Source organism: Paenibacillus sp. GbtcB18, from assembly GCF_019091125.1.
Taxonomy (GTDB): domain Bacteria; phylum Bacillota; class Bacilli; order Paenibacillales; family NBRC-103111; genus Paenibacillus_F; species Paenibacillus_F chitinolyticus.
The window spans coordinates 1-233 of record NZ_JAGXJX010000918.1 but is presented as its reverse complement, the minus strand read 5'-3'; the positions used below and the strand labels follow the sequence as shown (position 1 = coordinate 233).

Here is a 233-nt window from a genome sequence, read left to right as displayed (position 1 = left end):
CAATAACTAATCCGTTTCCCGCAATAGGAGTCGTCCTGCAGGGAGGATCGCCGCCCAATCCGCCGGAAACCGGCCCACTCCCTACCCGTTCGCGCCGACCCCCGCCGCACCGCGTCTGCTGAAATGCCCGGCTTCCGCCCGTTCCAGGCCCAGGTGATCCCGCAGCGTGGTTCCGCTGTATCCCGTACGGAAAAGGCCTCTGCGCTGCAAAATCGGAACCACCTCGTCGGTAA

Annotated in this window: 1 pseudogene; it reads right to left on the bottom strand. The window is 63.9% G+C overall.

The features are described from left to right. Positions 1 to 81: 81 nt before the first annotated feature. Positions 82 to 233 (bottom strand): annotated as a pseudogene (locus KVT34_RS32280) (nitrilotriacetate monooxygenase); the annotation flags it as partial.